Annotated in this window: 23 protein-coding genes; 17 read left to right on the top strand and 6 right to left on the bottom strand. The window is 62.8% G+C overall.

What is annotated here, in order from left to right; genetic code table 11:
- The first annotated feature begins 24 nt into the window (after positions 1-24).
- A complete protein-coding gene (gene parC / locus HMPREF9696_RS06235; RefSeq protein WP_002712119.1) occupies positions 25-2,277 on the top strand; it encodes a DNA topoisomerase IV subunit A in 2,253 nt (750 codons plus the stop codon).
- A 79-nt stretch (positions 2,278-2,356) separates the two neighbouring features.
- Positions 2,357-2,848 (top strand): tRNA (N6-threonylcarbamoyladenosine(37)-N6)-methyltransferase TrmO, encoded by a 492-nt coding sequence (tsaA, locus tag HMPREF9696_RS06230; RefSeq protein WP_002712118.1) that lies wholly within the window; start codon positions 2,357-2,359, stop codon positions 2,846-2,848.
- Between the two features lie 17 nt (positions 2,849-2,865).
- Here the strand turns inward: tsaA and HMPREF9696_RS06225 are convergent, their stop codons facing one another.
- On the bottom strand, positions 2,866-3,267 hold the full coding sequence (locus HMPREF9696_RS06225) for a RidA family protein (protein WP_002712117.1): 402 nt from the start codon (positions 3,265-3,267) through the stop codon (positions 2,866-2,868).
- A gap of 133 nt (positions 3,268-3,400) precedes the next feature.
- On the opposite strand from HMPREF9696_RS06225, the gene HMPREF9696_RS06220 reads away from it, so the two are divergent.
- Positions 3,401-4,771 carry an Nramp family divalent metal transporter gene (locus tag HMPREF9696_RS06220; protein WP_040301219.1) on the top strand — a complete coding sequence of 457 codons (1,371 nt, stop codon included), beginning with the start codon at positions 3,401-3,403 and terminating at the stop codon, positions 4,769-4,771.
- 6 nt (positions 4,772-4,777) lie between these two features.
- On the opposite strand, the gene HMPREF9696_RS06215 is transcribed toward HMPREF9696_RS06220, so the two are convergent.
- Positions 4,778-5,179: a winged helix-turn-helix transcriptional regulator gene (locus HMPREF9696_RS06215; protein WP_002712115.1), complete on the bottom strand. Its 402-nt coding sequence runs from the start codon at positions 5,177-5,179 to the stop codon at positions 4,778-4,780.
- A 101-nt stretch (positions 5,180-5,280) separates the two neighbouring features.
- On the opposite strand from HMPREF9696_RS06215, the gene HMPREF9696_RS06210 reads away from it, so the two are divergent.
- Positions 5,281-5,907: an FMN-dependent NADH-azoreductase gene (locus HMPREF9696_RS06210; protein WP_002712114.1), complete on the top strand. Its 627-nt coding sequence runs from the start codon at positions 5,281-5,283 to the stop codon at positions 5,905-5,907.
- Between the two features lie 104 nt (positions 5,908-6,011).
- Here the strand turns inward: HMPREF9696_RS06210 and HMPREF9696_RS06205 are convergent, their stop codons facing one another.
- The 3 genes from HMPREF9696_RS06205 to hemB form a co-directional block, all read right to left on the bottom strand.
- Entirely contained in the window at positions 6,012-6,788 is a 777-nt protein-coding gene (locus HMPREF9696_RS06205) for an arginyltransferase (protein WP_002712113.1), read from the bottom strand.
- 168 nt (positions 6,789-6,956) lie between these two features.
- Positions 6,957-7,532 (bottom strand): RDD family protein, encoded by a 576-nt coding sequence (locus HMPREF9696_RS06200; RefSeq protein WP_002712112.1) that lies wholly within the window; start codon positions 7,530-7,532, stop codon positions 6,957-6,959.
- A 117-nt stretch (positions 7,533-7,649) separates the two neighbouring features.
- Positions 7,650-8,708 carry a porphobilinogen synthase gene (hemB, locus tag HMPREF9696_RS06195; protein WP_002712111.1) on the bottom strand — a complete coding sequence of 353 codons (1,059 nt, stop codon included), beginning with the start codon at positions 8,706-8,708 and terminating at the stop codon, positions 7,650-7,652.
- 114 nt (positions 8,709-8,822) lie between these two features.
- Here hemB and HMPREF9696_RS06190 point away from each other — a divergent pair, with 114 nt between their 5' ends.
- The 13 genes from HMPREF9696_RS06190 (at position 8,823) to HMPREF9696_RS21805 (ending at position 21,722) form a co-directional block, all read left to right on the top strand.
- On the top strand, positions 8,823-9,320 hold the full coding sequence (locus HMPREF9696_RS06190; RefSeq protein WP_002712110.1) for a DUF6163 family protein: 498 nt from the start codon (positions 8,823-8,825) through the stop codon (positions 9,318-9,320).
- 468 nt (positions 9,321-9,788) lie between these two features.
- On the top strand, positions 9,789-10,298 hold the full coding sequence (gene ldtR, locus HMPREF9696_RS06185) for a transcriptional regulator LdtR (protein ID WP_002712109.1): 510 nt from the start codon (positions 9,789-9,791) through the stop codon (positions 10,296-10,298).
- Positions 10,299-10,911: 613 nt separating this feature from the next.
- Positions 10,912-11,067, top strand: coding sequence for a hypothetical protein (locus HMPREF9696_RS21810; protein ID WP_002712108.1), 156 nt, complete (start codon positions 10,912-10,914; stop codon positions 11,065-11,067).
- 254 nt (positions 11,068-11,321) lie between these two features.
- The gene (gene glyA / locus HMPREF9696_RS06180) at positions 11,322-12,623 is read left to right on the top strand and encodes a serine hydroxymethyltransferase (RefSeq protein WP_002712107.1); all 1,302 of its coding nucleotides are present in this window, start codon (positions 11,322-11,324) and stop codon (positions 12,621-12,623) included.
- Positions 12,624-12,635: 12 nt separating this feature from the next.
- Positions 12,636-13,121 carry a transcriptional regulator NrdR gene (gene nrdR, locus HMPREF9696_RS06175; protein ID WP_002712106.1) on the top strand — a complete coding sequence of 162 codons (486 nt, stop codon included), beginning with the start codon at positions 12,636-12,638 and terminating at the stop codon, positions 13,119-13,121.
- Between the two features lie 65 nt (positions 13,122-13,186).
- The gene (gene ribD / locus HMPREF9696_RS06170) at positions 13,187-14,290 is read left to right on the top strand and encodes a bifunctional diaminohydroxyphosphoribosylaminopyrimidine deaminase/5-amino-6-(5-phosphoribosylamino)uracil reductase RibD (RefSeq protein WP_002712105.1); all 1,104 of its coding nucleotides are present in this window, start codon (positions 13,187-13,189) and stop codon (positions 14,288-14,290) included.
- Positions 14,291-14,899, top strand: a complete 609-nt coding sequence (locus HMPREF9696_RS06165) for a riboflavin synthase (RefSeq protein WP_002712104.1) — start codon at positions 14,291-14,293, stop codon at positions 14,897-14,899.
- A gap of 67 nt (positions 14,900-14,966) precedes the next feature.
- Positions 14,967-16,820, top strand: a complete 1,854-nt coding sequence (locus tag HMPREF9696_RS06160) for an acyl-CoA synthetase (protein ID WP_002712103.1) — start codon at positions 14,967-14,969, stop codon at positions 16,818-16,820.
- Between the two features lie 122 nt (positions 16,821-16,942).
- Entirely contained in the window at positions 16,943-17,437 is a 495-nt protein-coding gene (ribH, locus tag HMPREF9696_RS06155; protein WP_002712102.1) for a 6,7-dimethyl-8-ribityllumazine synthase, read from the top strand.
- On the top strand, positions 17,434-17,916 hold the full coding sequence (gene nusB / locus HMPREF9696_RS06150; protein WP_002712101.1) for a transcription antitermination factor NusB: 483 nt from the start codon (positions 17,434-17,436) through the stop codon (positions 17,914-17,916). Before ribH ends, nusB begins: the two co-directional genes overlap by 4 nt.
- 143 nt (positions 17,917-18,059) lie before the next feature.
- Positions 18,060-19,031 (top strand): thiamine-phosphate kinase, encoded by a 972-nt coding sequence (gene thiL, locus HMPREF9696_RS06145; RefSeq protein WP_002712100.1) that lies wholly within the window; start codon positions 18,060-18,062, stop codon positions 19,029-19,031.
- Between the two features lie 233 nt (positions 19,032-19,264).
- On the top strand, positions 19,265-21,379 hold the full coding sequence (locus HMPREF9696_RS06140) for a sodium-translocating pyrophosphatase (RefSeq protein ID WP_002712099.1): 2,115 nt from the start codon (positions 19,265-19,267) through the stop codon (positions 21,377-21,379).
- Positions 21,380-21,581: 202 nt separating this feature from the next.
- Entirely contained in the window at positions 21,582-21,722 is a 141-nt protein-coding gene (locus tag HMPREF9696_RS21805) for a hypothetical protein (protein ID WP_002712098.1), read from the top strand.
- A gap of 80 nt (positions 21,723-21,802) precedes the next feature.
- Here the strand turns inward: HMPREF9696_RS21805 and HMPREF9696_RS06135 are convergent, their stop codons facing one another.
- A complete protein-coding gene (locus HMPREF9696_RS06135; protein WP_002712097.1) occupies positions 21,803-22,804 on the bottom strand; it encodes a Bug family tripartite tricarboxylate transporter substrate binding protein in 1,002 nt (333 codons plus the stop codon).
- Between the last annotated feature and the right edge of the window lie 27 nt (positions 22,805-22,831).

Below are 22,831 nucleotides of genomic sequence, written 5' to 3'. Positions count from 1 at the left end.
TCTGACAGGAGTTAACCCCTTTCCATGGGCAAGAGACTGATTCCACCAGAGCCAATGGACATTCAGGAGGTCGCACTCCGCGAGGCGCTCGAGGAGCGCTATCTCGCCTATGCGCTCTCCACCATCATGCACCGCGCGTTGCCGGATGCGCGCGACGGCCTGAAGCCGGTTCACCGGCGCATCCTCTACGGCATGCGCCTCTTGCGGCTCGATCCCGGCACGCCGTTCAAGAAGTCGGCCAAGATCGTCGGCGACGTGATGGGCTCGTTCCATCCGCACGGTGACCAGTCGATTTACGACGCGCTGGTGCGCCTCGCGCAGGACTTCGCCTCGCGCTATCCGCTGGTGGATGGACAGGGCAACTTCGGCAACATCGACGGCGACAACGCGGCGGCCTATCGCTACACCGAAGCACGCATGACGGAAGTCGCGCGGCTGCTGCTCGAAGGCATCGACGAGGACGCCGTTGAGTTTCGCCCGAACTACGACGGCCAGTCGAAAGAGCCGTTCGTGTTGCCGGGTGCGTTTCCGAATTTGCTGGCGAATGGCGCGCAAGGCATCGCGGTCGGCATGGCGACCTCGATCCCGCCGCACAACGCAGCGGAACTGTGCGACGCCGCGCTGCATCTGATCGACAAGCCGAATACGAAATCGAGCGGTCTGCTGCGCTACGTCAAGGGTCCGGATTTTCCGACCGGCGGCATCGTCGTCGATTCCAAGGAAAGCATCACTGAAGCCTATACGACCGGCCGCGGCTCGTTCCGTGTCCGTGCCAAGTGGCATCAGGAAGAAGGCGCACGCGGCACCTGGAACATCGTCGTCACCGAAATTCCGTGGCTGGTGCAGAAGTCGCGCCTGATCGAGCGGATCGCCGAGCTGCTCAACGAAAAGAAGCTGCTGCTGGTCGGCGACATCCGCGATGAGTCGGCGGAAGACGTGCGCGTCGTCATCGAGCCGAAGTCGAAGAACGTCGATCCCGAAGTCCTGATGGAAACGCTGTTCAAGCAGACCGAGCTTGAAAGCAAGATTCCGCTCAACCTCAACGTGCTGGTGAAGGGCCGCATTCCGAAGGTGCTCGGCCTCGCCGAATGCCTGCGCGAATGGCTGGACCATCTGCGCGACGTTCTGATCCGGCGCTCCAACTTCCGCAAGAACCAGATCGAGCATCGCCTCGAGGTTCTTGGCGGCTACCTGATTGCCTATCTGAACCTCGATAAGGTCATCAAGATCATCCGCACCGAGGATGAGCCGAAGCCGGTCCTGATCAAGACGTTCAAGCTCACCGATCTTCAGGCCGACTCCATCCTCAACATGCGTCTGCGAAACTTGCGCAAGCTTGAGGAAATGGAAATCCGCGGTGAGGACAAGGACCTTCGCAACGAGCTGAAGGGCATCAAGGCCGTTCTCGCCTCCGAGGAAGAGCAGTGGAAGAAGGTCGGCGAACAGGTTCGCAAGGTGCGCGACACCTTCGGACCGAAGACGCCGCTCGGCAAGCGCCGCACCCAGTTTGCCGATGCGCCCGAGCACGATCTTGCCGCCATCGAGGAAGCGCTTGTCGAGCGCGAGCCGATCACGGTCGTGGTCTCCGACAAGGGCTGGGTTCGTACACTCAAGGGCCATGTCGAGGACCTGTCGAACCTCGCATTCAAGACCGACGACAGCATGGGCTTCTCGTTCTACGCCGAGAGCACATCCAAGCTGACGCTGTTCGCCAGCAACGGGCGGTTCTACACGCTCGATGCGCAGAAGCTGCCGGGCGGACGCGGCCATGGCGATCCGATCCGCATGACCATCGACATGGAAGGCGATGCCGACATCGTTTCGATGTTCGTGCAACAGGGTGGGCGCAAGTTCCTGGTCGCGAGCAGCGACGGGCAGGGCTTCGTCGTCAACGAAGACGATTGCGTCGCCAACACCCGCAAGGGCAAGCAGGTGCTCAACGTCACGGCGCCGAACCGCGCCGCCGCGATTGCGACCGTGACCGGCGACACCGTTGCGGTGATGGGACAGAACCACAAGATGGTGATCTTCCCGCTGGAGCAGGTGCCGGAAATGGCGCGTGGCAGGGGCGTGCGTCTGCAGCGCTACAAGGAGAAGGGCCTGTCCGACATCATGACCTTCACCGCGAAGGAGGGCATGACATGGAAGGACAGCGCCGGCCGGGAGCAGAGCATGTCGTGGAAGGACCTTGCCGACTGGCGCGGCAACCGCGCCGATGCGGGCCGCCTCGCCAATGGTTTCCCGAAGTCGAACAAGTTCGGCAAGGTGATCGAGTAGTTTCCTTCACCTCTCCCCGTTTACGGGGAGAGGGAGTACATTCTCTCTGACGCGCGCTTATCATCCAGAGAATGTTTTCATGGTCCGCTACAACGAAATCCGTGACGGCGAAGTCGCCGTCGAGCCGCCGCCGCCGACCGATGCGGGGCTTGTATTCATCGGCCGCATCCACACGCCATGGACTGACAGGATGATGACGCCGCGGCAGGGCCGTCACGACGGGCCTGTGTGCAAGATCGAGATTTTCGAGCCGTGGGTGCCTGCGTTGAAGGGTCTCGACCGCTTCACGCAAGTTGAAGTGATCTACTGGCTGCATCAGTCGCGGCGCGACCTGATCCTGCAAAGTCCCGCCAGCGACACCAACACGCATGGCACGTTCTCGCTGCGCTCGCCGGTACGCCCCAATCCGCTCGGCACGTCCGTTGCCAAACTCGTCGGCATCGAAGGCAACATGGTTCTGGTGCGCGGCCTCGATTGTCTCGACGGCACGCCGCTCGTCGATCTGAAGCCCGATCGCTGCCAGTTCACGCCGATTGCGCCGCCGCAGCCGGGCGACTTCGAGAAAAGTTGAACCGGCTACCCTAAGCCCTAGCCGGTAATGGCGATGGCCTCGATCTCGATCAGCCATTCCGGCGCGGCGAGAGCAGAGACGCCGACAAGCGTGCTGGCCGGCGGCGGCATGTTTGCGAAAAACGGCGTTCGCGCCTTTGCGATGATTGCGCGGTGTTCGGGCCGATACCCGACCACATAGGTGGTGATTTTCGCCACGTCCGCGAAGGTTGCATTGGCCGCGGCGAGGGCCAGGCCGATGTTTTTCATCACCTGCGTTGTCTGCGCGGAAAGATCGCCGGCGCCGACAATCGCACCCTTCTCGTCCAGCGCGACTTGCCCTGAGATGTAGATCGTGCGTGCTCCTGACGCCACGACGACCTGAGAGTAGGCCGGGTTCTGGAAAAGTCCTGTCGGGTGCGGTTGTTCGAGTTTTGTCATGGGTCGTTGCCTCCATTTTCTTGAGCACCTTCTTACAGGACAGGATTGATACCCCGATGTCATTTCGTCGCCGGGGCCGGGTTGCTGTTGCAAATCACTTGCAACTAGGGTGGCGCGTGTGCATATTGGCGGTATGGACGCACGATCTCCGTCAATGCCGCCTGACCAGGCCGCCACCCCGCCTGAGCCGGGGGGATGGCGTGCGGCCCGTGGCGAGCCCTCGCTGGCGGATATGTTCGGCTCGGTCCGGGTGGCCAAGGGCGGCTCGTTCTGGCGCAAGCTGGTCGCGTTCCTCGGGCCGGGTTACCTCGTCGCGGTCGGCTATATGGACCCCGGCAACTGGGCGACCTCGCTCGCGGGCGGCTCCAAATTCGGCTACGCGCTGCTCGCCGTCGCGCTGATCTCCAACATCATGGCCATCGTGTTGCAGGCGCTGTGCGCGCGGCTCGGGGTCGGCTCCGGCCGTGACCTCGCGCAGGCATGCCGCGATGCCTATCCGAAGTGGGTGTCGTGGCCCCTCTGGCTGCTTGCGGAAATCGCCATCAGCGCCACCGATCTTGCGGAGATCATCGGCACAGCCATCGGCCTCAACCTGCTGTTCGGCATTCCGCTCGAAATCGGCGTGCTGATCACGGCGGCCGACGTGTTTCTCATTCTGGCATTGCAGGCGATCGGCTTCCGCTGGATCGAAGCGTTCGTGGTCGCCTTGCTCGGCGTGATCGCGGCGTGCTTTGCGGTGCAGATCGCGATGGCCGATCCTGACTGGGGCCAGGTGATCCGCGGCTTCGCGCCGACGGTCGATATCGTTGCCAATCGCGACATGCTCTATCTCGCGCTCGGCATTCTCGGCGCGACGGTGATGCCGCATAATCTTTATCTGCATTCCGGTCTGGTGCAGACGCGCGGCTACGGCGACTCTGTTCCGGAAAAGAAGGAAGCGATCACGCTCGCCACCATCGACTCCACCGTCGCGTTGTGCCTCGCGCTGCTGATCAATGCGTCGATCCTGATTCTGGCTGCCGCAACCTTCCACAAGGCCGGCAAGACCGACGTCGCCGAACTCGATCAGGCGCACACGCTGCTGTCCCCGATGCTCGGCTCGTCGATCGCGCCGACACTTTTCGGCATCGCGCTGCTCTGTTGCGGATTGAATTCGACCGTGACGGCGACGCTGTCCGGCCAGATCGTGATGGAAGGGTTTATCAACATCAAGATCGCACCGTGGCTGCGGCGCCTGGTTACGCGCATGATCGCCATTGTGCCGGCGGCAATCGTAACGATCTGGTATGGGGAGAAGGGCACGGCGCAACTGCTCATTCTCAGTCAGGTGGTGTTGAGCCTGCAACTGCCGTTCGCCATCATTCCGCTGGTGATGTTCACCGCGAGCAAGGCGAAGATGGGGACGTTCGTCGCGCCGCGCTGGCTGTCCGTCATCGCGGCGATCATCGCGGCGGTGGTGGTCGCGCTCAACGTCAAGCTGCTGATTGATTTTGTGACGGGCTGATCGCCGTTACGTCGCTTCCGCATTTTTGTCGAAGCGTTCGCGTGCGGTCTGGATCTGCGGCAGATTCTCGAATGCCCATGAGCCGAGATGCTGCACGGGCGCTTTCAGTGAGTGTCCAAGCTCGGTGAGTTCGTAGTCCACGCGCGGCGGGATCGTTGGATAGATCGTCCGCGTGACGAGGCCGTCGCGCTCTAGGCCCCTAAGCGTCAGCGTCAGCATCCGTTGCGAGATGCCGCCGACCATGCGCTTGATTTCGTTGAAGCGGCGCGGCCCGTCCCCCAGCAGCATGATGACCAGCACGCTCCACTTGTCGCCGATCCGCGACAGGATGGAGCCGACCGCCGTGCAGTCCCCCGGGAGGTGCTGCCGGTCGGGAGAGGCAGTTACATCGGTGTGCGCGGGTTTCATCGGTGTGCTCGGGTTCAAAAAATGTGCCTTCTTGTGCGGTTTATCAAAGGTCACCAATAGTGTCCAGGTATCAATCTGATACTAGAGCTAAAGGTGATCCTATGAAACTCCTCCATATCGATTCCAGCGTCCTCGGCGGCAATTCCGTGTCGCGCCAAATCTCCGCCGCCGTGGTCCAGCAACTGCGCACGGCCTCCAGCGACGTGACGGTGACCTACCGCGACCTCGCGGCGAAACCGCTTTCCCATCTCTCGGGCGAGCTTCTGGCGGCTGCCCACGGCGCTACGCCCGAGTCCGCAACCGTTCGCGACGACCTCGCTGCCGGTGCTGCCGCGCTCGACGAATTCCTTGCCGCCGATGTCGTCGTGATCGGCGCGCCCATGTACAACTTTGGTGTGCCCAGCCAGCTCAAGGCGTGGCTTGATCGTATCCTCGTTGCGGGCAAGACCTTCAAATATTCAGAAGCCGGCGTGCAGGGTCTTGTGACAGGCAAGCGCGTGATCGTCGCCGTATCGCGCGGCGGGTTTTATGGCGTTGGTTCACCGGCTGCTGGTTTCGAGCATCTCGAGACGTATCTGCGCGGCGTATTCGGATTCATCGGCGTGACGCCCGAAGTGATCGTCGCGGAAGGCATTCAGGTCAGCCCCGAGCAGCGCGAGAAGGCGGTTGCTGGTGCGCTGGCTGCGGCGGGCGCGTTGAAGGCGACCAATAACCAGCGGGCGGCGTAAGGCCGACTGCCGCGGACGGTAAACAATGTCGCCGCCATCCTTCGAGGCTCGCAAAAGCTCGCACCTCAGGATGACGGCGTTCATTCTTTGCGATCTGGAAAAATTTAATCCTGCGGCTCCGGCGCCATCGAGCCGGTGGCCTCGACGCGGAGCCACCCGCTCGGCGCAAGGCGTTGCTGCGGCAGGAAGCGCGCCTTGTAGTCCATCTTGCGCGAACCTTCGATCCAGTAGCCGAGATAGACGTACGGCAGGCCGAGGCGGCGCGCGCGTGCGATGTGATCGAGGATCATAAAGGTGCCCATCGAGCGGTCCTCCTCGCTGGGCTCGAAGAACGAATAGACCATCGACAGTCCGTCGCTGAGAATGTCGGTAAGCGCCACCGCGATCAGGTCTCCGCCCTTGCCGGTGATGCCGCTGTCCGGCGTGCGGCGGCGATATTCGATGATGCGGGTTTCGACATGGCTGTCTTCCACCATCATCGCGTAGTCGAGCACGGTCATGTCCGCCATGCCGCCGTCGCGATGGCGCGCGTCGAGATAGGCCCGGAACACGGAGTACTGTTCGGAGGTCGGCACTGCTGTGCGCAACTCGCTGACGATGTCGGCGTTGCGTGCCTGCACTTTGCGGAAGTTGCGCGAGGGCCGAAACTCGTTGGCAATCACGCGCACCGACACGCAGGCGCGGCACTGATCGCAGGCGGGCCGATAGGCGATGGACTGGCTGCGGCGGAAGCCGCCATGGGTGAGAAGATCGTTCAGCTCGCCGGCCTTGTCGCCAACGAGATGGGTGAACACCTTGCGCTCCTGCTTGCCCTCCAGATAGGGGCAGGGGGAGGGAGCCGTCAGGTAAAACTGCGGCGTATTGCGCGAGTGTTGCGTCACGTGTGGCCGTTTCGTCTCCGGTCAGCGCGATTCTCTCTACAGCATCGCGCCGTGAGGGGGCGGGGGTCAACTGCTTTGAGCCCGCAGGCGCCAGAATGATAGCGGTTTCAGGCTTATTTTAGCGGGCCGGGCAGGCCACACGGATGTGATCTGCCCGGCGGAAACCGTCTAGACGCGGGTGGTCTGGACCATCGACGGCTGGACATTGCTGTTGATGAACACCGTGCCGAGCACGATGTCATGCAGCAGCCGGCGGCGGCCATTGAACAGGCCGACCAGCAGGACCAGCGGGCTCAGGAATGAGACCGACACCCAGTAAAGCACGGCATGCACCGCGCCGAGCACGAAGTAGGGCCGTTCGCCGGTCCAGGTCCGCATCTCGATATCCATCATGCGCATGCCGACGGTGGCGCCCTGCGGGCCGCCCAGCGACATGCCGTAATAGAGCAGCGCCCAGATCACCGAGAGCGGCGAGATCAGCCAGAACAGGAACCAGCCAAGCCCCAGCGTCACGATGCCGAACAGCGTGATGAAGAGGATCGCAAGAACGATCGGGATCGACAGGATCACGAGATCGATCAGGAACGCGAACACACGCTTGGTCAGCACGCCGCGAAACAGCTCCGGCTGCAGCCAGGGATCGTAAGCCTGCTGTGCACTCGCGCTGGCGGACGGATTGTTGCGCCAAGTCGTGCCTGAAGACGCGCCCGATGTCGCGCCGCCAGTGTTTCTCGTGTCAGACATGGAAACCCTCCTCAGCGGCCATTGCCCAGCCGCATGCTGGGCACATGGCCTCGCCGGGTTCCTTGCGCAAGATGGCTTAGGCTCACATGGAGAAAAAGTTATCCGGGCGGAACCGGACTATCTTCCAGCCTTCAGCTTCTCCGCCGCTGCCGCCGCAAAATAGGTGAGAACGCCGTCGGCGCCGGCACGCTTGAAGGCGACAAGGCTTTCCATCATCGCGCGCTCGCCGTCGATCCAGCCGTTGTTCGCTGCGCCCGCGATCATCGCGTATTCGCCGGACACCTGATAGGCGAAGGTCGGCATCGCAAAGGTGTCCTTCACACGGCGCACGATGTCGAGATAGGGCAGGCCGGGCTTCACCATCACCATGTCGGCGCCTTCCGCGATGTCGAGTTCGACCTCGCGCAGCGCTTCATCCGAGTTGGCGGAGTCCATCTGATAGGTGCGCTTGTCGCCGGTCAGCGTTTTCGCCGAACCGATGGCGTCGCGGAACGGGCCGTAGAACGCCGAAGCGTACTTCGCGGCATAGGCCATGATCTGCACATCGCCGAAACCGGCGCGGTCGAGGCCGTCGCGGATGGCAGCGACACGGCCATCCATCATGTCGCTTGGTGCGATGATGTCGCAGCCGGCTTCCGCCTGTACCAGTGCCTGCTGAACCAGAATGGCGACGGTCTCGTCGTTCAGAATCCGGCCGTCGGCATGCAGCAGGCCGTCATGGCCGTGGCTGGTGAACGGATCGAGCGCCACGTCGCAGAGGATGCCGAGATCGGGAAATTCCTTCTTGATCGCGCGCACCGATTGGCAGACCAGATTGTTGGCGTTCAGCGCTTCGGAACCGTTCTCGTCGCGCAGCGACGGTTCGGTGTAAGGGAACAGCGCGATGCAGGGGATGTCGAGTTTCACCGCGCGCTCGGCGTCGCGGACAGACTGATCGACGCTGATGCGGTCGACGCCCGGCATCGAGGCGACCGGCGTGCGCCGATTAACGCCATCGGCCACGAACAGCGGCCAGATCAGGTCATCGGTGGTGAGCACGTTTTCGCGAACCAGCCGCCGCGCCCATTCGGACTTGCGGTTGCGGCGCATGCGGACGTTGAGATCGAGCGAGGGGGCGGTCGTGTCCCGAACTGGAGTATCCCGCACTTCTATCGGACGCCCGAATTTGATCGCCATCTTGAAACCGCTCCCGCGCGCAAAATTGATGCCCTCCTATCTAGCATCTGCGAACCCGCCCGTCACCGCGTCGAGGTGATTGATTTTACGTGAGTAAGGCGGCAAACAGGCGGGATGAGCAAGAATATCCGTCAGATCATGCCCGCGCGCATGCCGAAAGGCGCGAACGACGATGCGCCGCGCGAGCAGGTCAATCTGGTCACGGCGATGACGACGCCGGATGCGGAGACGGGCGAGACGACGTGGACCACGCGCCTCGTGCTGTTCCTGCGCGTGATGGCGGTGCTGTCGATGATCAAGGGTCTCTATCACTGGGCGCAGATCACCGGCTTCATCGGCGGCGAGGAGGGCGCGTTCGAGGCGCAGACCACGCAATGGCAAACCGCCACCGTGTACTTCGCGGTGATCGAACTGGTCGCCGCTGTCGGGCTGTGGCTCGCAACGCCATGGGGCGCGGTGGTGTGGCTCACCACCATCGTTTCAACCGCGGTGATCGAACTGATGTTTCCCGCGATCTACGGTGGCAACCTGTTCGCGGTGCTGGTGTCGCTGATTTTGCTCGCGGCCTATCTCGTTCTGGCCTGGTTTTCGGCCCGCGAACGGCCGCCGTAGTGGTCCGGTTCTGACATTCGCATTCCGGTTTAGCAGGCTCTCTGCGAATGTCAGAACCGAGGGACCACTACGATCCATTATTGCCAGTGTCCTTTCGAATCCGAAGTTCGCGGGGCGCTCGCTCCAAAATGAAACGAACTTCGGATTCAGGACACTGGTGAAGCTGTTATCCTTTGCTGCGGTGCGCCGCCTTGATGTTTGACGAAGTCTTTCAAATTTGAACGATGGGTGTTCCGGAACGTGACAGGGTTTGCGACGAAGCGTGAACATCGGGGCGTTTTGGGTGAATCAAAACTAACAAAAAGCCCTTATTTTATCGGTGTAACTTACGATTCACCGTTTTAAATAAACCATCTCTTTATGTTGTTATTTAAGCTGATCTTCAAACGCCTCCCTTAAGTTTGCACCTATCAGGCGAGACAAAAGTTTCGTCGAATAAGTCGTAAAAACGACAACAGGGGAAGTGTCATGATCAAGTCAGCCGCTACGGCCATTGAGCCCGCACGCGACAACGCCGCGCCGGTGCAGCCGCTCTATCTCGAAGCCCTCACGCTTGTTGAACGCCTGCATCGCCGTCTGCTCGACGTCATCAAGGACGAATTCGACCGCCGCGGCCGCAACGACATCAATTCGGTGCAGGCTCTGTTGCTCTATAACATTGGCGACAAGGAACTGACCGCCGGCGAACTGCGCACGCGCGGTTATTATCTCGGCTCGAACGTGTCGTACAATCTGAAGAAGCTCGTCGAGATGGGCTTCCTCGATCATCAGCGCTCGCGGGTTGACCGCCGCTCGGTTCGCATCCGTCTGACCGCGCAGGGCCAGGAAATCCGCCACATCGTCGACGCGCTGTATCAGAAGCACGTCAAGACGGTGGAGCAGGTGGGCGGCATCTCGAACGCCGAGTTCGCGACGCTGAACAAGTCGCTGCATCGCCTCGAGCGCTTCTGGACCGACCAGATCCTCTATCGCCTCTGAGCATCGAACAGCAGGCCAAGCCGGCGCAAGATCGGCGGCCTTTCTCGATCCTCTCGCAAATGATTGAGGCCGGTGCCCTCCGGCTGGCTACCGAAGTGCGCGCAAGACGCACGCGGAAGAATTCCGCACGAGTTTCCCCTGGTGTGGGATATGCGACTAGGCGCCCGTTGGGGCGCCTTTTCGCGTTTGGTGTTCGGGGTTTTTCCGAGAATCGACTCGTAAACGAGTCCTGAATCCTCGCCCGCCAAGATCAAAAATATGATTCGAGACTCTTGCGCGGAGTCTTTCCATCATCCTCACATCATGAGGCCGATTCTCAAATTCGCCGGCGACCGGCTGCAGGTCGCGTTGATGCTCGTTCTGCTGGCTGCGTGCTCGCTGAACCTGATGTTTCTCTGCGCGCGGCTTTAGCGCCTGCGCGTCTTATCGATTCCCGCTCCACTGATTCTCGCCTGATACCGGCTCAACCCCTCGGGAACCCGCGTCCTATGGGTCAATTCACGTATTCCCCGGGCAGGCCAAACCGGTTCATCGGTGGGCCGTACCGCCGCAATGAATCGAAGAGTCGCAGATGATCCACTCAAGGCTCTCAATGATCGACACGAGGAAACCCATGGACGCGCAGACCATCGCGATCGACGCGGTTGTCACCCTGACCGGCGGGAACCGGGAGGCGGTGACCGCCCTGATCCAGAAACTCTACATGACCGGGGTCAAGGATCCGAAGCGCCTGACCTTCAAGGGTCTGCAGGCGGCGGCGCGGGTCTGACCCGGCGGCCCTGACCGGGAGGCGGCTGCGGGCCTTCCGGAGGGCGAATGGGGGCATTTGCCCTCCATTTCGGGGTAAACCTGCCCAACCGTCCGGCCGGGCGGTGTCGTGGGCGGAATCGCCTAAATCTGGCCCACCTGCTTGCGGAACTTGGCCGCCCCCGCCAGATATGGTATCTCGCGCCTGCCGCCCTTGAGACCCTCGATAGCCGCCCGTAGCCGCTGAAAAGGCTGCGGCGGTGGAGATATTCCGCAATGAGCTCATCTGCCAAAGCTGCTTCCGCTCCCGACTCGTTCTTCACGGCCTCGCTGACACAGGCCGATCCCGAGATCGCCGCCGCGATCAAGGGTGAACTCGGTCGACAGCAGCATGAGATCGAGCTGATTGCTTCGGAGAACATCGTCAGCCGCGCCGTGCTTGAAGCGCAGGGCTCGGTGATGACCAACAAGTATGCCGAGGGCTATCCGGGCGCGCGCTATTACGGCGGCTGCGAGTTCGTCGATGTCGCCGAAAATCTCGCCATCGAGCGCGCCAAGAAGCTGTTCGGCGCGAACTTCGCCAATGTGCAGCCGAACTCCGGCAGCCAGATGAATCAGGCCGTGTTCCTGGCGCTTTTGCAGCCGGGCGATACCTTCATGGGCCTCGATCTTGCCGCGGGCGGCCATCTCACCCACGGCGCGCCGGTCAACATGTCGGGCAAGTGGTTCAAGCCGGTGCACTACACCGTGCGCCGCGAGGACCAGATCATCGACATGGACGCGGTGGCTAAGCAGGCCGAAGAGATCAAGCCGAAGCTGATCATCGCCGGCGGCTCGGCTTACTCGCGCGCCTGGGACTTCAAGCGTTTCCGCGAGATCGCCGACAGCGTCGGCGCGTATCTGCTGGTGGACATGGCGCACTTCGCGGGTCTGGTCGCGGGCGGCGTTCATGCCTCGCCGGTGCCGTATGCGCACGTCACCACCACGACGACACACAAGTCGCTGCGCGGCCCGCGCGGCGGCCTGATCCTCAGCAACGATGAAGTCATCGCAAAGAAGCTGAACTCGGCGATCTTCCCCGGCCTGCAGGGCGGCCCGCTGATGCACGTCATCGCGGCCAAGGCGGTTGCGTTCAAGGAGGCGCTGCAGCCGGACTTCAAAATTTACGCGAAGAACGTGGTCGAGAATGCCAGGGCTCTGGCGGAAACGCTGCGCTCCAACGGCTTCGAGATCGTCTCCGGCGGCACCGACAACCACCTGATGCTGGTGGACCTGCGGCCGAAGGGCCTCAAGGGCAACGTCTCCGAAAAGGCGCTGGTCCGTGCGGGCCTGACCTGCAACAAGAACGGCATTCCGTTCGACCCCGAAAAGCCGTTCGTCACCTCGGGCCTGCGTCTCGGCACCCCGGCGGCGACCACGCGCGGTTTCGGCGTTGCCGAATTCAAGCAGGTTGGCGCGCTGATTTCGGAAGTGCTGAACGCTGTCGCGCAGTCGGGCGATGGCGCCGCGCCGCTGGTCGAGGCCGCGGTGAAGGAGAAGGTGAAGGAACTCACCAGCCGCTTCCCGATCTATCAGTAAGGGGCAGGCGACATGCGCTGCCCGAGCTGCAACAGTCTCGATACGCAGGTGAAGGATTCCCGGCCGACGGAAGATTCGGCCGTGATCCGCCGCCGTCGTGTGTGCATGTCGTGCAACTTCCGTTTCACGACATTCGAGCGCGTGCAGCTTCGCGAACTCACCGTCATCAAGCGTAACGGCCGCCGCGTTCCGTTCGATCGCGACAAGCTGGTGCGCTCGCTGCAGATCAGTCTGCGCAAGCGCCCGGTCGATCCCGAGCGTGTGGAGAAGATGGTTTCGGCCATCGTTCGTGAGCTTGAGAGCGGCGGCGAAGCGGAGATTTCGTCCGAGGTGATCGGCGAGACCGTGATGGAGCATCTGCGCCAGCTCGACGATGTGGCTTATGTCCGCTTCGCCTCGGTCTATCGCAATTTCCGCGAGGCCAAGGACTTCGAGGCCGTGCTCGGCGAACTGTCCGGCGAGGACGAGCCGCCGCGCCCGGTGGTCTTGCGGAAGTGATTTTTATCCGGCGCATCGTCCGTTAATCCGCTACGCTCCACGCCGTGCCGGACGCCGCTGATCCAATGACCGATGATTTCCGCTACATGCAACTCGCGCTGGCGCTTGGCCGCCGCGGGCAGGGCCGCACATGGCCCAATCCCGCCGTTGGCGCGGTCATCGTCAAGGATGGCGTCATCGTCGGCCGAGGCTGGACACAGCCCGGCGGGCGGCCCCATGCCGAACCGGAAGCATTGCGGCGGGCAGGCGAGGCGGCGCGGGGCGCGACGCTCTATGTGACGCTGGAGCCGTGCTCGCATTTCGGCAAATCGCCGCCCTGCGCGGATGCGGTGATCGCCGCGGGCATCGCGCGTGTGGTGTCCGCCATCGAGGATCCTAATCCCGAGGTCGGCGGACAGGGCCATGCACGGCTGCGCGCCGCCGGGATCGCGGTCGATGTGGGTCTCTGCAAGGACGAAGCCGCGCGCGATCATGCCGGACATTTCCTGCGCGTCGGCGCAAAGCGCCCCTTTGTCATTCTGAAACTCGCCGTGTCGGCCGATGACAAGATCGCGGCGGCGGGTCACAAGCCTGTCGCGATCACAGGTGAGGCCGCGAAGGCCCGGGTGCATCTGTTGCGCGCGCAGAGCGACGCCATCCTTGTCGGCATCGGCACCGTCCTTGCGGACGATCCGCTGCTGACCGTTCGCCTGCCGGGGCTGGAAGCACGCTCACCGGTGCGCGTGGTGCTGGATCGCGCCCTGCGTCTGCCGGGGACAAGCAAGCTCGTTCACTCGGCGCGGCAGACGCCGCTCTGGGTGATGACGTCCGATATTTCCGAGGCTCCGGCTGCCATGAAGCTGGGGGCTGCGGGTGCGCAGGTGATGCGCGCGCCGGTGAGTGACGGTTCGCCGCCCGGTCTCGACCTAAGATCGGTTTTAAACACGCTGGCCGAGCGCGGCATCACCCGGCTGATGGTGGAGGGCGGCGCGCGCGTGGCGTCGTCATTCCTGAGCGCGGGTCTTGTCGATGAAGTCTGGCTGCTGCGCGGCCCGGACGCCATCGGCATGGATGGTATTCCGGCGCTCGATACGCAGCCGCTTTCGGTCATCACCCGGTCGCCTCGCTGGCGTGCGCGTGCTACCGATATGCTCGATAAAGATAGTCTCACGATCTATGAGCACAGCTAGATGTTCACCGGCATTATCACCGACCTTGGCGAAATCACCAGCTTGCAGCCGACCGCGCAGGGGCAGTTGCACCGGCTGCGGATTGCCTGCCGCTACGATCAGACCACCATCGCGGACGGCGCGTCCATCGCGTGCAACGGTGTCTGTCTCACCGTGGTGCAGTCCGGTGTCGATGGCGGGAAGACATGGTTCGATGTCGATGCCGCCGCCGAAACGCTGCGCCTGACCACGGCAAAGAGCTGGGGCAAGGGTACGCGCCTTAATCTCGAACGCGCGCTCAAGATCGGCGATGAGCTTGGCGGCCACATCGTCGCGGGGCATGTGGACGGCATCGCCACCATTATCGCGCGCGAAGACCTGCCGGACATGGCGCGGTTTGAATTGCGCGCGCCGCGCGAACTGGCGAAGTTCATCGCGGCCAAGGGATCGGTGGTGCTCGACGGCGCGTCGTTGACGGTCAACACCGCCGTTGACGATACGTTCTCCGTGCTGATCATTCCGCATACGCTGCAGGTGACGACCCTGAGTGACTGGCGCGTGGGCTCCGAGATCAATATCGAGGTTGATTTGATGGCGCGTTATGCTGCGCGCCTGGTCGAAATGAAATAGGTCCGGCCTTGAGCCTCAGGACGGACAGGCCTGCGCGAACGTACAATTAAATAGCGGGGGGATTTCAATGCCGTTGTTCAGCGACTATCCAGTTGCAACGCTCAAGGACGTCATCAAATTCGAAACCGAGAAGACGCTGGAGCAGCGCTACGACGCGCGCAGCGTCTACGACATCTTCGCCAAGAGTGCCGCGCGTCATCCGGATCGCACCGCGCTGACCATGCTGATGACCGGCGCGGACGATGAGACGCCGCGCATTGTCACCTATAAGCAGATGCTGGATGGCATCACCCGTGCTGCAAACTTCTTTGCCAGCCTGAGCGGGCCGGGTGCCGGCGTGGCCTATATCCTGCCGAGCCTTGTCGAGACCCATTTCACGCTGTGGGGCGCGGAGGCGCAGGGCTACGCCGTGCCGATCAACTTCCTGCTGCAGGCGCAGAACATCGCCGATCTTGTTCGCGCGGCCGATGCGAAAATTCTCGTCGCGCTCGGCCCGCATCCGCAACTCGACATCTGGCAGAAGGCCGTCGAGGTCAGGAAGCTGCTGCCGGACATCAAGCTGGTGCAGGTTTCGCTCTCCGACGCGCCATTGCCGGAAGGTGTTGTCGGCTTTGCGCCGGGACTCAAGACGCAGGATGGCAGCGCGCTCACGTTCGGCAAGGCGCGCGGCGGCGATGACGTGGCGGCGTATTTCCACACCGGCGGCACCACCGGCTCGCCCAAGCTCGTCACGCACACCCATCGCATGCAGATCGCGGCGGGGTTCGGCGGCACGGTGCTGCAGGATTTGAGCGAGACCGATGCGATCACCAACGGCCTGCCGCTGTTTCATGTCGCCGCGACAATTTCCTGTGGCCTGTCGTTCTTCATCGCGGGCGCGAATGTGATCGTCCTGTCGCCCGGTGGCATGCGCAATCCGGTGATTATCAAGAACTTCTGGAAGATCATCGAGCGCTATCGTGCCACGGTGATTGGTGGCGTGCCGACCGCGCTGGCCGCGCTGCTTAATGTGCCGGTCGATGCCGATATCTCCTCTGCGCGTTTCAGCATTTCCGGCGCGTCGCTGCTGCCGCGCGCGGTAGCCGTGCAATATCAGAAGATGACCGGCACCAAGATTCACGAAATTCTCGGGATGACCGAAACCGGCGGGCTTGTCTCGATTGATCCGGCGCCTGCGGAGCCGGTGCTGGGATCGGTCGGCGTCCGGCTTCCCTATACGCAGGTCGTGGTGCGCAGGCTGTCGGCGGACGGTTCGCTGGGCGAGGCCTGTGCGGCCCACGAAGTCGGTGTCATGACCGTATCCGGGCCGAATGTCACGCCGGGCTACAAGGATCAAAGTCAGAATGACGAAGCGCTGCGCCGTGGTTATCTCGACAGCGGCGATCTGGCCTATACCGACGAAGACGGGCGCCTGTTCATCGCCGGCCGCTCGAAGGATCTCATCATTCGCAGCGGCCATAACATTGACCCGGTGCTGATCGAGGACGCGCTGCAGTCGCATCCTGCCGTCGCGCTCGCCGCTGCGGTCGGCCAGCCGGACAAATATGCCGGTGAATTGCCGGTGTGTTACGTCGCACTCAAGCCCGGCGCGCAGGCGAGCGCCGATGAACTGAAAGCCTTCGCCGAACCGCTGATTGCGGAACGCCCGGCCTGGCCGAAGCAGGTGATCGTGATCGACGCCATTCCGATGACCAGCGTCGGCAAGATCTTCAAACCGCAACTGCGGACCGATGCCGTACAGCGGCTGGTGGAGCAGGTGGTGGCGGATGCCGCTGGGTCGGCCGGCGCGAAGATCGACGTCGCGGCGGGCGGCAAGCGCGGGATTGACGTCACGGTGACGCTGGCTGCGGCGCAGTCCGGCCAGCGCGGCGCGGTCGAAAAGGCGCTGGAAGGCTACCTGTTCGATTACAAGGTCGCCTGAGCCGTTTGAAACGCGCTTCCGCGCTGCATCCCTGCCTTGAAAGGGGTCCGTTTTGCTTGGCTTTGCTTCGCCCAGCGACTACAAACGCGCCAGCACGGACCCCCTTTTGACTGGATGGAATGATGGCTGAACCGCGGCGCGCAGAACTCAAGGACGAAACCGATATCAGCGGGTCGCAGGTCGTCATTATCGAGGCACGCTTCTATGACGATATTCAGGAAGCCCTGCTTCAGGGTGCGATCAAGGAACTCGAGGCCGCTGGCGTCGGTTACGACGTGATCAGCGTTCCCGGCGCGCTGGAAATTCCCGCGGCGATTGCGATTGCCATGGATGCGTCCAAGAAGATCGGGAAGCCGTATGATGGCGCGATTGCGCTCGGCTGCGTGGTGCGCGGCGATACCATTCATTTCGAGATCGTGTCGATGGAATCCTCGCGCGCGCTGATGGACCTTGCCGTGGCGCGCAGCCTGCCGCTCGGTAACGGCATCATCACGGTGAACACCACCGAGCAGGCGTGGGAACGTGCCCGCGCCGACCGGCTCAACAAGGGCGGTGACGCGGCCCGCGCCGCGCTCACCATGATGCGGATCAAGAAGCGTCTGGCCAAACCGCTATGAGCGACGCCAAGAAGACCATCGAGAAGAAAGCCAACCGGCGCGGCGCGGCGCGTCTTGCCGCCGTCCAGGCGCTGTATCAGATGGACATCGCGGGCGCGGGCATCGGCGACATTTTCGCCGAATTCGAAAGCCACTGGCTCGGCAGCGAAGTTGAGGGCGACACTTATCTTCCGGCCGAGGCGGCGTTCTTCAAGGACGTGGTGTCCGGCGTGGTCCGCGACCAGACCCGGCTCGATCCGCTGATCGACAAGGCTCTGGAAAGCGGCTGGCCGCTCAAGCGCATCGACGCGATCCTGCGCGCGACATTGCGGGCCGGGGCCTATGAGCTTGAGCACCGCAAGGACATTCCGGCGCGCGTGGTTGTGTCGGAATATGTCGATGTCGCCCACGCTTTCGTGGACAAGGACGAAACCGGCATGGTCAACGCGGTGCTGGACCAGATCGCGCGGCAGTTTCGCAGCGGCGAGTTCGCGCGGTAGGGTGTCGTCATCCTGAGGTGCGCGCTTTTGCGCGCCTCGAAGGATGACAGCTTGTAAAGCGCCGTCGCCCTTCGAGGCCTACGCTTCGCTACGGTACCTCAGGGTGACGGCAGGATAGTTCCGAAGTTGCGGATCGCTGATTAATGGCTTCCGGTGAAGACGATCTAATCGCACGTTACTTCCGTCCGCTGGCGACCGATCCCGGCGCGCTCGGTCTGGTCGATGATGCCGCGTTCTTGAAGTCGTCGGGTGACGATCTTGTCGTGACCACCGACGCCATCGTTGAAGGCGTCCATTTTCTTTCCGATGATCCGCCGGAGACCATCGCCCGCAAGGCGCTGCGGGTGAACCTGTCTGATCTCGCTGCCAAGGGCGCGGTGCCTGCGGGCTTCGTGCTGACGCTGGCCTTGCGTGACGCAAACGAGCAATGGCTTGGGCCCTTCGCCCGTGCGCTTGGTGAGGATGCCTCGACGTTCGGTTGCCCGGTGCTCGGCGGGGACACGGTCTCGACGCCGGGACCCTTGATGATCTCGATTACTGCATTCGGCCGCGTGCCGCCGGGCAGGATCGTTCGCCGCACCGGTGCCACGCCGGGCGACCGGATCGCGGTCACGGGCACCATCGGCGATGCTGCATTGGGTCTCCATGTGCTGAAGGGGCAGGGCGGCGATCTCGATACGAATGCGCGCGATTTCCTGATCCAGCGCTACCGCGTGCCGCAGCCGCGCAATGCGCTTGCCGTCGCAGTCCGCGACCATGCGAGCGCGGGGATGGACGTGTCCGACGGTCTGGCCGGTGACCTCGCCAAGTTGTGCGGCGCGTCCGGTGTATCTGCGGTGGTCCGCCTTGTGGATGTTCCGTTGTCCGCGCCGGCGCAGGCGTTCATCGCGAAGGGCCATTCCGGCATCGAGGCTGCCGTGTCCGGCGGCGACGATTACGAGGTGCTGTGCGCGGTCCCGGAGAATCGGTGGGATTCGTTCGCCGCAGCGGCGCAGCGGGCTGGCGTGCAAGTCTCAGCCATCGGCAGGATCGAGGCGGGCACGGCAGCGCCCCGGTTCCTCGACGCCGCAGGTCAGCCGGTCACGCTGAAACGCCTGTCCTACAGCCATTTCTGATGTTTTTCGCGCTGCACCAAAACTCCCTGTGCAGCGTTCGTTGAATCACCCAAAAAGCAGGTCCCGCAACACCGGTGGCGTTGCGTCAAGGGTATGATTTTGGCATTGTCCGCGCCGAATTGAGGCAGCTTTTCGGCTTTGAAGATGCATGCCTTCTTTTTTGCGCGCCCGGCCACCCTGTATGGCCTGTGGGGCGTTTCTGGGGAAACAGCAGGGAATCTGAGGCAACATCAATGACAGCACTATGGTTGATTGTGCTCGCGGGCGTGCTCTCCATCGTCTACGCCGCGTGGGCAACATCGTCGGTACTTGGGGCAGACGCGGGCAATGCCCGCATGCAGGAAATCGCAGCGGCGGTGAGCGAGGGCGCGCAGGCTTACCTGAAGCGCCAGTACATGACGATCGGTCTGGTCGGCATCGTGATCTTCGCGCTGCTCGCCTACTTCCTCGGCATTCTCGTCGCGGTCGGCTTCCTGATCGGCGCGGTGCTGTCGGGCGCCGCGGGCTTCATCGGCATGAACGTCTCGGTTCGCGCCAACGTGCGCACCGCGCAGGCCGCGACCAAGTCGCTGGCCGGCGGTCTCGAACTCGCCTTCAAGGCGGGCGCGATTACGGGCCTGCTGGTTGCCGGTCTCGCGCTGCTCGGCGTGACGCTGTACTTCATCTATCTCACCAAGGGCGCGGGCTTCCCGGCCAACAGCCGCACCGTGGTCGACGCTCTCGTGGCGCTTGGCTTCGGCGCATCGCTGATCTCGATCTTCGCCCGTCTCGGCGGCGGCATATTCACCAAGGGTGCGGACGTCGGCGGCGATCTCGTCGGCAAGGTTGAAGCCGGCATTCCGGAAGACGATCCGCGCAACCCGGCCACCATCGCCGACAACGTCGGTGACAACGTCGGCGACTGCGCCGGCATGGCTGCCGACCTGTTCGAGACCTATGCCGTGACCGCGGTTGCGACCATGGTTCTCGCGGCGATCTTCTTCGCCACGTCGCCGCTGCTGGTGAACATGATGACGCTGCCGCTCGCCATCGGCGGTATCTGCATCATCACCTCGATCATCGGCACCTTCTTCGTGAAGCTCGGCGCCAGCCAGTCGATCATGGGTGCGCTCTACAAGGGCCTGATCGCCACCGGCGTTCTGTCGCTGTTCGGCGTCGCGTTCGTGATCCATCAGTTGGTCGGCTTCGGTCCGCTCGCGGGCGTGAACTATACCGGTCTCGCCCTGTTCGAGTGCGGCGTGGTCGGTCTTGTGGTTACCGGCCTGATCATCTGGATCACCGAATACTACACCGGAACCGATTTCCGTCCGGTGAAGTCGATCGCGCAGTCGTCGGTGACCGGTCACGGCACCAACGTCATTCAGGGTCTTGCGATCTCGATGGAGTCGACGGCGCTTCCCGCCATCGTCATCATCGCGGGCATCCTGGTGACCTACAGCCTCGCGGGCCTGTTCGGCATCGCGATTGCGACCACCACCATGCTCGCTCTTGCCGGCATGATCGTCGCGCTCGACGCCTTCGGTCCGGTCACGGACAACGCGGGCGGCATTGCCGAAATGGCAGGCCTTCCGAAGGAAGTGCGCAAGTCCACCGACGCACTCGACGCGGTCGGCAACACCACGAAGGCAGTGACCAAGGGCTATGCGATCGGCTCCGCCGGTCTCGGCGCGCTGGTGCTGTTTGCGGCGTACAATGAAGACCTCAAGTTCTTCATTGCGTCCAAGAGCCCGTACTTCGTCGGCGTGGCTCCTGACTTCTCGCTGAACAACCCCTACGTCGTGGTCGGTCTGCTGTTTGGCGGCCTGCTGCCGTATCTGTTCGGCGCGATGGGCATGACCGCTGTGGGCCGTGCTGCCGGTGCGATCGTCGAAGAAGTGCGCCGTCAGTTCCGCGAGAAGCCCGGCATCATGAAGGGCACCGACAAGCCGGACTACGGCAAGGCCGTTGACCTTCTGACGAAGGCTGCGATCAAGGAAATGATCATCCCGTCGCTGCTGCCGGTGCTGTCGCCGATCTTCGTCTACTTCGTGATCTATGCGATCGCGGGTGGCGGGGCGGCTGGCAAGTCGGCTGCGTTCTCAGCGGTCGGTGCGATGCTGCTCGGCGTGATCGTGACCGGTCTGTTCGTCGCGATCTCGATGACTTCGGGCGGCGGCGCATGGGACAACGCCAAGAAGTACATCGAGGATGGCCATCACGGCGGCAAGGGTTCGGATGCTCATAAGGCAGCCGTCACCGGCGACACCGTCGGCGATCCCTACAAGGACACGGCGGGTCCTGCCGTGAACCCGATGATCAAGATCACCAACATCGTGGCGCTCCTGCTGCTCGCGATCCTTGCGCACTGATCTCGCGCACTGATCGTCACAGGTTCCCGAAACGAAAACCCCGCGATGAATATCGCGGGGTTTTTCTTTGCGCGCAGGCCACACAGGATTGTTGCGATTTGATGACAGATTGAATCGTCATCAACATGGAAATTTCCGCTCCCGGCGGAAACCCGATCAAGATGATGTGCGTTGTCGTCCGTTGAACAAAGGGAGGCACCACATGGCAGCAGACGACGGCGATCCGTTCGAGCAGGGGAAACTCGCGCGGTTCAATAACGAGCCGCATGACAATCCGTATCCGGAGAACACCGAACAGCATCAGCGCTGGGAAGCAGGCTATCGCTTTGTCGAGCAGGGCTGATGTCGGTTTGATTGAGAGCATTCCTGAAAAAGAAAACGGCCGGCCCCGGGCGGCCGTTTTGCGTGTTGCGGGCGTCAGTGTCAGTTGACGTCCATCTTGAGGCCTTCCTTGGTGATGATGCCCGCGAACTTCTTGATCTCGGCGTCGATAAAGGCGCTGTACTGCTCAGGCGTTCCGTAGTCCGGGACAGCGCCCATCGCCGCGATGTTCCTCTTGATATCGTCGCGCTCCAGCATCTTCTTGATCTCGGCGTTGTAGGCATCGACGATCGGACGGGGCGTGCCCGCCTGTGCAAACATGCCGAACCAGGATGACACGTCGAAGTTGGCGAGTTCCGGCGCGCTCTCGCGCAGGGTCGGAATCTTCGGCGCCTTGAAACTTCGCTCCGGCGTGGTCACGGCGAGCGCGACGAGTTTTCCGTCCTCGGTTTGCGGCAACGAGGGATAGAGATTGTCGAACAGGATCGACACGTCGCCGCCGAGCGCGCCGGTCAGGGCAGGGCCTGCGCCACGAAACGGAATGTGAGTCATCTTCACACCGGTCAACTGCATGAACCAGACGGCGGTGAGGTGGGGGCTTTGCCCGACGCCGGACGTTCCGTAGTTCAGCTTGTCGGGATTGGCCTTGAGATAGGTGATCAGCTCCTTGATCGACTTGATGCCGCTCGAGGGATGGGCGGAGACGATGTTGGGAATGCGGATCGCGTTGCTGATCGGCTGCAACTGGTCCGCCTTGTAGGGCAGGGAGCGGAAGATGCTGAAGGCCACGGCATTAGGCCCCGGATTCCCGACAAGGAGCGTGTTGCCGTCCGGCTTCTGCTGAATGAAGTAGGCGGTGCCGATGGTGCCGCCGCCGCCGGATTTGTTTTCCACGACCGCCGAGATGCCCCATGCCTGCTGCAAGTGTTGCGCAAGGTAACGGCCGATCACGTCGGTGCTGCCGCCGGGGGCCGCCGGGACGATGATCCGCACCGTTTCGGTCGGACGCCAGTCGGCGGATTTGGCCGGGCGCGGCCACAGCGGACTTGTGGACAGGGCCGCCGCACCAGACAGAACGGCACGGCGAGAAAGTGTACGCTTCATCGGTAGTCCTCCCAACTGCATCTCGTT

The sequence above is a fragment of the Afipia clevelandensis ATCC 49720 genome (assembly GCF_000336555.1).
In the GTDB taxonomy this organism is placed as follows: Bacteria; Pseudomonadota; Alphaproteobacteria; order Rhizobiales; family Xanthobacteraceae; genus Afipia; species Afipia clevelandensis.
This window is presented reverse-complemented; position numbering and strand designations above follow the sequence as displayed.

Bases quoted from the DNA above. Each gene is read 5' to 3' on its own strand.
- parC (WP_002712119.1), top strand. From the start codon at position 25: ATGGGCAAGAGACTGATTCCACCAGAGCCAATGGACATTCAGGAGGTC.
- tsaA (WP_002712118.1), top strand. From the start codon at position 2,357: ATGGTCCGCTACAACGAAATCCGTGACGGCGAAGTCGCCGTCGAGCCG.
- HMPREF9696_RS06225 (WP_002712117.1), bottom strand. From the start codon at position 3,267: ATGACAAAACTCGAACAACCGCACCCGACAGGACTTTTCCAGAACCCG.
- HMPREF9696_RS06220 (WP_040301219.1), top strand. From the start codon at position 3,401: ATGGACGCACGATCTCCGTCAATGCCGCCTGACCAGGCCGCCACCCCG.
- HMPREF9696_RS06215 (WP_002712115.1), bottom strand. From the start codon at position 5,179: ATGAAACCCGCGCACACCGATGTAACTGCCTCTCCCGACCGGCAGCAC.
- HMPREF9696_RS06210 (WP_002712114.1), top strand. From the start codon at position 5,281: ATGAAACTCCTCCATATCGATTCCAGCGTCCTCGGCGGCAATTCCGTG.
- HMPREF9696_RS06200 (WP_002712112.1), bottom strand. From the start codon at position 7,532: ATGTCTGACACGAGAAACACTGGCGGCGCGACATCGGGCGCGTCTTCA.
- hemB (WP_002712111.1), bottom strand. From the start codon at position 8,708: ATGGCGATCAAATTCGGGCGTCCGATAGAAGTGCGGGATACTCCAGTT.
- HMPREF9696_RS06190 (WP_002712110.1), top strand. From the start codon at position 8,823: ATGAGCAAGAATATCCGTCAGATCATGCCCGCGCGCATGCCGAAAGGC.
- ldtR (WP_002712109.1), top strand. From the start codon at position 9,789: ATGATCAAGTCAGCCGCTACGGCCATTGAGCCCGCACGCGACAACGCC.
- HMPREF9696_RS21810 (WP_002712108.1), top strand. From the start codon at position 10,912: ATGGACGCGCAGACCATCGCGATCGACGCGGTTGTCACCCTGACCGGC.
- glyA (WP_002712107.1), top strand. From the start codon at position 11,322: ATGAGCTCATCTGCCAAAGCTGCTTCCGCTCCCGACTCGTTCTTCACG.
- nrdR (WP_002712106.1), top strand. From the start codon at position 12,636: ATGCGCTGCCCGAGCTGCAACAGTCTCGATACGCAGGTGAAGGATTCC.
- ribD (WP_002712105.1), top strand. From the start codon at position 13,187: ATGACCGATGATTTCCGCTACATGCAACTCGCGCTGGCGCTTGGCCGC.
- HMPREF9696_RS06165 (WP_002712104.1), top strand. From the start codon at position 14,291: ATGTTCACCGGCATTATCACCGACCTTGGCGAAATCACCAGCTTGCAG.
- HMPREF9696_RS06160 (WP_002712103.1), top strand. From the start codon at position 14,967: ATGCCGTTGTTCAGCGACTATCCAGTTGCAACGCTCAAGGACGTCATC.
- ribH (WP_002712102.1), top strand. From the start codon at position 16,943: ATGGCTGAACCGCGGCGCGCAGAACTCAAGGACGAAACCGATATCAGC.
- nusB (WP_002712101.1), top strand. From the start codon at position 17,434: ATGAGCGACGCCAAGAAGACCATCGAGAAGAAAGCCAACCGGCGCGGC.
- thiL (WP_002712100.1), top strand. From the start codon at position 18,060: ATGGCTTCCGGTGAAGACGATCTAATCGCACGTTACTTCCGTCCGCTG.
- HMPREF9696_RS06140 (WP_002712099.1), top strand. From the start codon at position 19,265: ATGACAGCACTATGGTTGATTGTGCTCGCGGGCGTGCTCTCCATCGTC.
- HMPREF9696_RS21805 (WP_002712098.1), top strand. From the start codon at position 21,582: ATGGCAGCAGACGACGGCGATCCGTTCGAGCAGGGGAAACTCGCGCGG.
- HMPREF9696_RS06135 (WP_002712097.1), bottom strand. From the start codon at position 22,804: ATGAAGCGTACACTTTCTCGCCGTGCCGTTCTGTCTGGTGCGGCGGCC.